Source organism: Paracoccus sp. (in: a-proteobacteria) (assembly GCF_032007265.1).
In the GTDB taxonomy this organism is placed as follows: Bacteria; Pseudomonadota; Alphaproteobacteria; order Rhodobacterales; family Rhodobacteraceae; genus Paracoccus.
This window is the reverse complement of sequence record NZ_DALZMB010000124.1, coordinates 1-10,463: the sequence shown is the minus strand read 5'-3', so window position 1 is coordinate 10,463 and position 10,463 is coordinate 1. Positions and strand designations below refer to the sequence as shown.

Annotated in this window: 8 protein-coding genes; 4 read left to right on the top strand and 4 right to left on the bottom strand. The window is 60.1% G+C overall.

Annotation, left to right across the window (positions count from 1 at the left end):
- Window positions 1-696, bottom strand: a 696-nt coding sequence (gene coaBC, locus RTS12_RS18175) for a bifunctional phosphopantothenoylcysteine decarboxylase/phosphopantothenate--cysteine ligase CoaBC (RefSeq protein WP_312531028.1), incomplete at its 3' end; no start/stop codon positions are given.
- Between the two features lie 142 nt (window positions 697-838).
- Between coaBC and RTS12_RS18170 the strand changes: the two genes are divergently transcribed.
- On the top strand, window positions 839-2,347 hold the full coding sequence (locus RTS12_RS18170) for a YifB family Mg chelatase-like AAA ATPase (protein WP_312531026.1): 1,509 nt from the start codon (window positions 839-841) through the stop codon (window positions 2,345-2,347).
- A gap of 42 nt (window positions 2,348-2,389) precedes the next feature.
- Here the strand turns inward: RTS12_RS18170 and gshB are convergent, their stop codons facing one another.
- The 3 genes from gshB to rsmI form a co-directional block, all read right to left on the bottom strand.
- Window positions 2,390-3,340 (bottom strand): glutathione synthase, encoded by a 951-nt coding sequence (gshB, locus tag RTS12_RS18165; RefSeq protein WP_312531024.1) that lies wholly within the window; start codon window positions 3,338-3,340, stop codon window positions 2,390-2,392.
- Window positions 3,341-3,409: 69 nt separating this feature from the next.
- Entirely contained in the window at window positions 3,410-3,799 is a 390-nt protein-coding gene (locus RTS12_RS18160) for a YraN family protein (RefSeq protein ID WP_312531023.1), read from the bottom strand.
- Window positions 3,799-4,650, bottom strand: a complete 852-nt coding sequence (gene rsmI / locus RTS12_RS18155; protein WP_312531030.1) for a 16S rRNA (cytidine(1402)-2'-O)-methyltransferase — start codon at window positions 4,648-4,650, stop codon at window positions 3,799-3,801. The genes RTS12_RS18160 and rsmI overlap by 1 nt, the downstream gene beginning before the upstream one ends.
- A gap of 167 nt (window positions 4,651-4,817) precedes the next feature.
- Here rsmI and RTS12_RS18150 point away from each other — a divergent pair, with 167 nt between their 5' ends.
- Genes RTS12_RS18150 through murJ form a run of 3 tightly spaced genes read left to right on the top strand, consistent with a single transcriptional unit; the run spans window position 4,818 to window position 10,358 of the window.
- Window positions 4,818-6,020: a penicillin-binding protein activator gene (locus RTS12_RS18150; protein ID WP_312531021.1), complete on the top strand. Its 1,203-nt coding sequence runs from the start codon at window positions 4,818-4,820 to the stop codon at window positions 6,018-6,020.
- Window positions 6,021-6,022: 2 nt separating this feature from the next.
- Window positions 6,023-8,809 carry a [protein-PII] uridylyltransferase gene (locus RTS12_RS18145; RefSeq protein WP_312531019.1) on the top strand — a complete coding sequence of 929 codons (2,787 nt, stop codon included), beginning with the start codon at window positions 6,023-6,025 and terminating at the stop codon, window positions 8,807-8,809.
- A gap of 4 nt (window positions 8,810-8,813) precedes the next feature.
- Window positions 8,814-10,358: a murein biosynthesis integral membrane protein MurJ gene (gene murJ / locus RTS12_RS18140; protein ID WP_312531018.1), complete on the top strand. Its 1,545-nt coding sequence runs from the start codon at window positions 8,814-8,816 to the stop codon at window positions 10,356-10,358.
- The last annotated feature ends 105 nt before the right edge of the window (window positions 10,359-10,463 follow it).

The following is a 10,463-nucleotide window of genomic DNA, read 5'->3' as shown; positions in this document are numbered from 1 at the left end:
CGTTCCCTGTGCGCCCGACGAGCGATTGGCGATATAGCGCACGGGATCGATCGGCTCATGGGTCGGACCAGAGGTCACGATCACATGGCGCCCGGACAAAGGACCACGCTGAGGCAGACGGACCACGGCTTCGGGCGGCAGGCGCAGGGGCTTGCTGTGGTTCAGCTGATTGCGGATCGCCTCGAAAATCACCTCGGGCTCGGCCATACGGCCTGCACCAAACTCGCCGCAAGCCATGGCACCGTCATCAGGCCCGACGAACTGCACCCCATCGTCCAAAAGCTGATCGTGGTTGCGCCGCGTTGCGGGATGCTCCCACATCCGAACGTTCATCGCAGGTGCAATCATCACCGGTTTATCGGTTGCCAGCAGCAGTGTTGTTGCCAGATCATCGGCAATTCCCGCCACCATCTTGGCCATCAGATTGGCGGTTGCCGGCACGACCACCAGCAAATCCGCTGCACGCGACAGCTGGATATGTCCCATCTCGGATTCGCGCGTCAGATCGAACAGCTCTTGATGACAAGGGCTCTCGGCCAAAGCCGACAGGGTCAGGGGCGTCACAAATTCAGCGCCCGCCTTGGTCAGCACAGGCGTCACCGCAATCCCATCCTGTCGCAACAACCGGATCAACTCGGGAACCTTGAAGGCGGCGATGCCGCCGCCAACCACCAGCAGAATTCGATTGCCCTGCATCGTGACCTCTCTTTTTGCGCCGCCTGTAAAGCACATAGGCCGAAGCGTTCGTCACGACAAGCAAGCTGGGGTGTGACGGTGCGGTTAACCCTTCCTTAATCTCGCATCTTTACCTCTTCCCCATGACACATCCGGAGGCCTCATGATCGCCATCGCCTATACTGTGGCCTTTGAAGGGGTCGAGGGTCGGCTGGTCGAGGTGCAATGTTCAGTGGCGCCGGGCCTGCCGTCCTTCACCATCGTGGGGCTGGCCGACAAAGCGGTCAGCGAGGCTCGCGATCGGCTGCGCGCCGCCTTTGCATCGCTTTCCATCGTATTGCCCGCGAGGCGCATCACGGTCAACCTGTCGCCCGCCGACCTTCCGAAAGAAGGGTCCCATTTCGATTTGCCAATCGCACTGGCGGTGCTGGCAGCCATCGACATCCTGCCCCGAGAGGAACTGTCCCGGATCCTTGCCATCGGCGAGCTGGCTTTGGATGGGCGCATCGTTGCCGTCACAGGCGCCCTGCCCGCCGCGATGACCGCCGCCGAAGATGATCGCGCATTGCTTTGCCCCTATGATTGTGGCGCCGAGGCTGCATGGATCAGCACGGTTCCGGTTTATGCCGCGCGCTCGCTTCGCGCAGCCATTGATCATATTGGCGCGCGCGCCCCTATTGCCCGCGCCCACCCCGGCGAGGTCAGCTCGGCCGAGTTCAACCTGGATCTGAGCGATGTCCGCGGCCAAGAGAGGGCGCGGCGCGCGCTGGAAATATCAGCAGCAGGCCGCCATCACCTGCTCATGTCCGGCCCGCCAGGATCTGGAAAATCGATGCTTGCCAAACGCCTGCCTGGGATCTTGCCCAAGCTTTCCCCTGCCGAAGCCCTTGAAACCTCGATGATCTATTCACTGATCGGCGGTTTGAAAGGCGGCGAGATTTCACGCAACGCACCATTTTGCGAACCCCATCACACCGCCTCGATGGCCGCAATCATTGGCGGCGGTCGCCGTGCCCATCCGGGCCAGATCAGCCTTGCCCATAACGGGGTGCTTTTCCTTGACGAGCTGCCCGAGTTTCCTCGCAGCGTCCTTGACACATTGCGCCAGCCCATCGAAACCGGAGAGGTGGTGGTGGCCCGCGCAAATGCCCATATTCGCTATCCCTGCCGCTTTTTGCTGGTCGCGGCAGCCAACCCCTGTCGCTGCGGCTATCTTAGCGATCCCAACAAAGCCTGTGGCCGCGTCCCGCTTTGCGCCGAAGATTACATGAAGAAAGTGTCTGGGCCGCTGATGGATCGTTTCGACCTCAGGGTCGATGTCCCAGCGGTCAGCCTTGCCGATCTTGAAATCCGAACCCCGGCCGAGGGCTCGACCGCGATTGCCGCAAGGGTTGCCGCTGCACGCGAAATCCAAAGGATACGCTATCAAGGCACCCCGGAAATCCGTACGAACTCAGATCTTTACGGAAAGTATCTAGACGAATTCGCGACACCCGACCCTGCGGGTCAGTCGCTATTGTTGCGGGCCGCAGAAAGGTTTGGCTTTACCGCGCGCGGCTATCATCGTGTCTTGCGCACGGCGCGCACCATTGCCGACCTTGATGGCTCTAGCAACGTCAGGGATAGCCATATTGCCGAGGCGGTGGGCTATCGCCTGCCCGGTCAGGCCTAGCGCCAAGAGCCGCAGTCGCGGCTCTTGGGCAGAATTGCTGATTTAGCGTGTTGCCTGATAGCGGCGCTCAATCGCCTCCCAAATCAAGGCGGCAGCATTCACACCATCGAAACGCTCAAGCTCTTGGATTCCCGTAGGAGAGGTGACGTTGATCTCTGTCATCCAACCGTCAATCACGTCGATTCCGGTGAAAACAAGCCCTTTCTCACGCAAAACCGGTCCGATACGGGCGCAAATCTCATGCTCGCGATCAGTCAACCCTACACGCTCGGGGCGGCCCCCAACGTGCATATTAGACCGCGCCTCACCCTCAGCGGGCACACGATTGATGGCACCCACCGCTTCGCCATCAACCAAAATGATGCGCTTGTCACCTTTGACAACCGCTGGAAGATATTTCTGAGCGATGACGGGCTCTCGGCTTGCAGCGGTGAATGTTTCCATAAGCGAGGAAAGGTTCGGATCTTCAGGACGCAGGTGAAAGACACCTGCCCCGCCATTTCCATAAAGCGGCTTGACGATGATATCGCCATGCTTGTGGCGAAAGGCACGAATATCCGCAATATTGCGCGTAATCAGCGTTGGCGGCGTCAAATCCGGAAAATCCAGAACCATCAATTTTTCCGGTGAATTGCGCACCCAGAATGGATCATTGACGACCAGGGTCTTAGGATGAATGCGGTCCAGCAAATGGGTCGAGGTGATATATCCCATATCAAATGGCGGATCTTGGCGCAGCCAAACCACATCCAGCTCACTGAGATCACGTGTTTCCCATTCCCCAAAGCTGACATGATTGCCATATTCACGCTGCAAGGTGATCGGCCTGCCGCGGGCCAATACTCGCCCTTCGGAATAGCTTAGCTGATCGACAGTATATTGAAACAACCTGTGCCCGCGGGCCTGCGCCTCAAGTCCCAGACGAAAAGTGCTGTCTCCATCAATCGAGACCGCCTCGATCGGGTCCATCTGCAAAGCAACATGAAGACTCATGGTCTTTCTCCCAACGGTATTTTCGAAGGGTTGTCGCCCGAGCGCTGCGCCAATGCAAGCGCAGCTCCGTCAGTTTTCGCCAAAGGCATTAGCGATGACGTCAATCCGCCCGAGGCCATCGACCAGCGCTGCATCAAAGCGCATCTCTACGGCTTGCCCATTGTAGCGCTTTCCGACGAAATCACAGGCAGCAGCACAAATCCGATCCATTTGGCGTCGCGAGATGCGCGCTGCCGCAAGCTCGTGATTGTCTGCCTTCTTGACCTCGACGAAAACCAAAGCACCGTCGCGTTCGACAATCAGGTCAATTTCACCTGCGGTGCTGCGCCAACGACTTGCAATGGTGCGGTAACCCCTAGCTTCGTAGTAATCAGCGACGCTTTCCTCGGCCATGCGGCCCGCCATAAACGCGACTTCACCACGGCGAGAAAGCTGAGAATACCCATATTCCTTGCGCATCATCCCTCCTCATTTCCGATGGCCAATGCCATCGCGTAAACGTCGCGCTTGGGCAGCCCGAAGCGGGCAGCCACATTGGCCGAGGCATCTTTGACCGACATTTCGGCCAGCAATGGCACCAAGGCCTCGCGGATGGTGTTTTCATCCGCCTGCTTTGGTGCAGGTGGGCCCAAAAGCACCACCACCTCGCCCCGCAATCCTTCGTCCGGGATTTGAGCCAACAATTCCGAAGCCGTACCCCGCAGCACCTCTTCGAATTTTTTGGTCAGTTCCCTGCAAACCACTGTAGCCCGTTCTCCGTCACTTTCGCACAGAATTTCCAACAATTCCTTAACGCGCTTGGGGCTTTCGAACAGAATAACCGTCGCATCGATGTCCGACCAACTTGCGATCCAGCGACGTTTTTGCCCCCGCGCAGAGGGGGGAAAGCCCACGAACATGAAGCGATCACTGGGAAGGCCGGAAACGGTCAACCCGGCCAGCATGGCCGAGGGGCCGGGGACTGCATGGACGCGGTAGCCTGCCTCGGCCGCATCGCGCGCCAGCCGATATCCGGGATCCGCGACCAAAGGCGTTCCCGCATCAGAGGCATAGGCCACGCTTTGCCCGTCAGACAATGCCCGCATGAGGGTGGGCCGCTGGCGATCGGCGTTATGGTCGTGATAGGCAAGAATGCGCCGCCCGCGCAGCGGGATGCCATGAATTTCCATCAGATGGCGCAGGGTGCGAGTGTCCTCGGCGGCCAACAGATCGGCACTGTTCAGGACATCAAGCGCGCGCAAAGTGATGTCGCGCGCTGTGCCGATCGGCGTCGCAATCAGGTGAAGTCCGCTTTCAGGGCGGTTGGGCATGATCCTTGCGGCGAGGATCTCGGGGGGATTGATCTGGTTTACCGCACCATCGGCCGGATCTTGCATGGGCTTCCCTTTCGGCAGTGTGGCGCAAGTTGCCATTACCGCCTTATGCCAATAATCTGCCAAGGTTAAGCCTCTGATACCGCCGAAAGGGAATCATCGCCATGCCCGCCACCGAAACCATTCGCGGCGCTCTCAATCTGCGTCGCCCCTTGGCGCGGATCGGCGCCGTTGTCGCTGCCATGTTTCTTGCTGCTTGCGAACCGATCGGTGACGCAGCATCGGGGCCCTCGACGGGACAAATGATCGACCCCAGCCAGCCGGTTCCGGTGGCCCTGCTGGTGCCAGCGGGCTCGGGCAGTGCGGACCTGGAATGGCTGGCCCGCTCGCTGAGCAATTCGGCCAAGATGGCTGCTGCTGATGCGCAAGGCGCCACCATTGATCTGCGCATCTACCCTGCCGGCTCGGAGCCGGGACAGGCGGTCGCACAGGCCAACAAGGCCGTCGATGAAGGTGCCAAGATCATCCTTGGCCCGCTTTTTGCGGATTCGACCAATGCCGTCGGCAATGCCATGACGTCGCGCGGCGTGAACGTGATGTCTTTCTCGAACAACCCCGACATTGCCGGCGGCAACGTCTTTGTTCTGGGCAACACCTTTGACAATATTGCCAACCGCCTTGTGCGCTATGGCGTGAAGAACGGCAAAAAGCGCGTATTGATGGTGGCCGAGGATGATACGGCGGGCCAAGTCGGCGCCCGCGCTATCCAGCGCGCCGTAGAGCGCAACGGCGCTACCCTTGTCGGCACCGCCACGCATTCGGTCTCGACCTCGGGAATTGATGCGGTCGTTCCCAATGTCGTGTCGGCCGCCAATTCGGGCAATGTCGATGCAATTTTCATGACCGCAAATCAGGGCGCTGTTCTGCCCTATCTGCTGGACAAGCTGAACAGCGCGGGTGTCAACTCGGCGACAACCCAGATGATGGGTCTGACCCGTTGGGATCAGCCCGCGGCGCGCCTTCAGATCCCGGGTGTGCAAGGCGGTTGGTTTGCCGTGCCTGACAATACCCGCAAGGCGCAATTCGATCAGCGCTACCGTGCGGCCTATGGCGAGGCACCCCATGAACTGGGCTCGCTTGGCTATGACGGGGTCGCTGCAATCTCGGCGCTGGTGCGTGCGGGCAAGCGCAATGCTTTGACCACGGCTGGCCTGACGCAAAGCTCGGGTTTTGCGGGCATCAACGGGGCTTTCCGCCTGCGTCGCGATGGCACCAATGACCGCGCCCTGGCCGTTGCCACGGTCCGCAATGGCCAGCTTGTGATCCTGGATCCGGCACCCAAAAGCTTTAGCGGCTTCGGGTTCTGATCTTGCCGCAAGGGTCGGATGACAGCCAACAACAAAGCGCCCCGGCCTTGCCCGGGGCGCATGTTTTGTTTCAGGAAGAAGCCTTTTTCCTTAGCCTTGAAGCGGCCTTGGCCGGACAGACTTCGGCCAAAGAGATCCGCGCCATCACGGTCTCAATCCTAAGCGAAGCCCGGCAGCAGGCGATGTCCGACATCGTCGCAGGCTTTATGGGTCATCCCCGGGCGGCACGCGAGACCGTTCGCGCCATTGCCAGCCTGACCGATGCGATGGTTGTGGCCATCCACCATGTCGCGACGACCATTTTGCACCCCCAGACCAACCCCACCGAGGCCGAGCGCCTGGCCGTGCTGGCCATCGGTGGCTATGGCCGCGCCGAAATGGCGCCGCAATCGGATGTGGATCTGCTGCTTTTGACGCCCTGGAAGATCACCGGTTGGGCCGAAAGCGTGGTTGAAAGCATGCTTTACATGCTGTGGGACCTGAAGCTGAAGGTCGGCCAATCCACACGCTCGATCGACGATTGTCTGAACCTTAGCCGCGACGACATGACCATCCGCACCAGCCTGCTTGAGCATCGGCTGATCTGCGGCCATGCCCAGACCGCCGAGCTTTTGCGCGAGCGGCTGTGGCCCGAACTTTTTGACGACAGCGTTCCCGAATTCATCGAAGCGAAGCTGGCAGAACGTGCCGAGCGTCACCGCAGGCAGGGCGGCCAGCGCTATTTGCTGGAACCCAATGTCAAGGAAGGCAAAGGCGGGCTGCGCGATTTGCAGACGCTTTATTGGATGGCGAAATATATCCATAAGGTGAACCGCGCCGCCGAACTCGTCGATCTGGGCTTTTTCACCCGCGAAGAGCATCTGACCTTTTGGCAGGCCGAGGATTTCCTTTGGGCGGTGCGCTGCCATCTGCATCTGATCGCACGTCGGCCAATGGATCAGCTGACCTTTGACATGCAGGTCGAAGTGGCCACGCGCATGGGCTATTGTGATGCGGGCGGGCGTCGTGCAGTCGAGATATTCATGCAGGATTATTTCCTTCATGCGACGCGCGTGGGCGAGCTGACGCGTGTGTTTCTGGTTGGTCTGGAAAACCGCCATCTCTACCGCGCGCCGATCCTCAACATGCTTTTTCGCAAGCGCCGCCGCATCCGCCCCGGGTTTTGCGAAGATCGTGGGCGGCTTAACATCGTCGATGAGGCGAATTTCCTGAGCGATCCGCTAAATATTCTGCGCCTGTTCGAAGAGGCCCTGCGCACCGGTATTCTCATCCACCCCCAAGCCATGCGGCTGGTCACGGCCCATCTTGATCTGATCGATGACAAGATGCGATCGGATCCCGAAGCGGTGCGGATCTTTCTGGATCTGCTGTTGAAACACGGCAATCCCGAACGCAGCCTGCGCCGCATGAACGAATTGGGCGTGCTTGGCGCCTTTATTCCCGAATTCGCACCCGTCGTGGCGATGATGCAGTTCAACGTCTATCACCATTACACGGTGGATGAGCATTCGATCCAATGCATCGCCGCCTTGGCTGCGATCGAGCGGGGCGATCAATCCGACGACCTGCCCCTTGCCAGCGAGATCATTCGCGGCGACATCAACCGTCGCGTTCTGACCCTGGCGGTTCTGTTTCATGATATCGGCAAAGGCCGCCCCGAGGATCATTCGATTGTCGGTGCCAAAATCGTGCGGCGCATCGCCACCCGCTTTGGCCTTCCGACCGACGAGATCGAGACCATCGAATGGCTGGTTCGCAACCACCTGCTGATGTCGGATGTCGCGCAAAAACGCGATATTTCCGACCCGCGCACTTTGCGTGATTTCGCGAAAATGGTGAAAAGCCGTCGCAGGCTGGATCTGCTGCTGATCCTGACCGTTTGCGACATTCGCGGCGTCGGGCCGGGCACATGGAATAACTGGAAGGCCATGCTGCTGCGCCGCCTCTATGAGGAAACGGCGATCGCATTGGACAGCGGCCTTGAGGAGCTGAACCGAGAAAAGCGCACCGGCGAGGCAAAACGCTCGCTTCGGCATCTGCTGATCGCCCATGGCTGGGAAGGCCGCGAGATCAAAACAGAAACCACGCGCCATTATGAGAATTATTGGTCGGGCCTGCCCACCGATACGCAAATGGTTTTTGCTCAGATGTTGCGCCAGCCACCAGGCAATGACGAGGTCAAGATCGACCTGCACCCCGATACCGAACGCGACGCCACCCGCGCGGCTTTTGTTCTGGCTGACCATCCGGGGATTTTCTCGCGCTTGGCGGGGGCTTTGGCGCTGGTTGGGGCCAATGTGGTCGATGCGCGCACTTATACGACCAAGGACGGCTATGCCACGGCGGTTTTCTGGACCCAGGATGCCGAAGGCCGCCCCTATGACGCCGACCGCCTACCCCGCCTGCGCCAGATGATCGAGCGCACGCTGAAAGGCGAAATCGTCGCGCGCACCGCTTTGGCGGGCAAGGATAAGGTCAAAAAGCGCGACTCTCAGTTCCGCTTTCCGACCCATATCACCTTCGACAATGAAGGCAGCGACATTTACACGCTGATCGAAGTCGATACCCGCGACCGCCCGGGCCTGCTTTATGACCTGACCCGGACATTGGCCGAAAACCACATCCAGATCGTCAGTGCGGTGATTGCGACCTTTGGGGCGCAGGTTGTCGACACGTTCTACGTCAAGGATGCCTTTGGGCTGAAACTACATCAAGAACTGCGCCGCGAGACGCTGGAACAGCGACTTCGCCAGGCCATCCGAGAGGGCGCCGAGCGCGCCGGGAGCTGATAACATGCAACCCATCCGTCTGATCCGCGGCTTTTTGTCCGTGGGGGCCTGGACGCTCGCATCGCGTGTCGTCGGCTTTATCCGCGACATGATGATTGCGGCTTTCCTTGGCTCGGGTCCGGTGGCGCAGGCCTATTTGGTGGCATTCACCTTGCCGAATATGTTCCGCCGCTTCTTCGCCGAGGGCGCGTTCAACACCGCCTTCGTGCCGATGTTCTCGAAAAAGCTGGAAAGCGGAGAAGATCCCCGAGGCTTCGCCGAAGAGGCGTTTTCGGGTCTGGCGCTGGTGGTCCTGATCGTTTCGGTGATCGCGAACTTCATCATGCCCTGGCTGGTTTTCGTGCAAGCTGCGGGTTTTGCTGGGGACGAGCGCTTTGATCTGGCCGTCGTTTATGGTCAGATCTGCTTTCCCTATATTCTGTTCATCTCTCTGACTGCGCTGCTGTCGGGGCTGTTGAATGCGGGCGGCAAATTCATGGCTGCCGCTGCCGCGCCGGTTTTGATGAACCTGATCTTGATCGCGGCGATGGTGCTTGCCGATCATTTCGGCTGGGATATGGGCCTTGCGATGGCCTGGTCCACGCCGATCTCGGGGATCGCTCAGCTGGCCACTGTATGGTGGGCCGCCAAACGCATGGGCTTTCCGTTGCGGCTGCGTCGTCCGCGCCTGAGCCCGGATATGAAACGCCTGTTGGCAATTGCTGCGCCTGCGGTTCTGGCGGGCGGGGTCGTGCAGGTCAACCTTCTGGTGGGTCGCCAGATCGGCTCTTTCTTTGAGGGCGCGATTGCCTGGCTGACCTACGCCGACCGGCTGTATCAATTGCCGCTTGGCGTGGTCGGCATTGCGATCGGCATTGTGCTCTTGCCCGATATTTCGCGCCGCCTGAAGGCCGAGGATCACGCCGGCGGCCGCGAGGCCTATAACCGCGCCACTGAATTTGCGCTGTTTCTGACCGTTCCGGCCGGGGTCGCGCTGATCGTGGCCGCCTATCCATTGATCTCGGTCCTGTACGAGCGGGGCGAGTTTTTAAGCAGCGATGTCGGACCAACCGCGATCGCGCTGGCGATTTATGGCGTGGGCCTGCCTGCTTTCGTGCTGCAAAAAGTCCTGCAACCGCTTTACTTCGCGCGTGAAGATACCCGCACCCCGTTTCGCTTTGCGGTCGTGTCAATGGTGGTGAATGCGGTGGTCGCGCTGGGTCTGGCGCCGCTTCTGGGCTTTTCTGCTGCCGCATGGGGCACGACGATCGCCGGTTGGATCATGGCCTGGCAGCTGTGGCGCGGCACGCGCGCCATGGGCGATGCGGCCAGCTTTGACGACCGTTTGCGCCACCGCCTGCCCCGCATCATCGCGGCGTCCTTTGTCATGGGCGCTGTGATCTGGGGGCTGATGCTGGTTTTGGGAGATATGCTGTCGACCCATGGCGCGCGCTATCTTGGCCTTGCCATTCTGGTCTTTGGGGGCATGGCCGCCTATGGCGTCGCGGCCATTGCCCTTGGTGCGATCCGGCCCGCCGATCTCAGGGCGGGCCTTCGCCGTCAGCGCTGACGCAGGTGGCGGATCACATGCTGAAACCCGCCTGGAACCAACACAAAGGACAAAAGGAAGCCTGTAGCGAAGCCCGAAATCTCGGCGATCCAGCTTAGGCTTCCG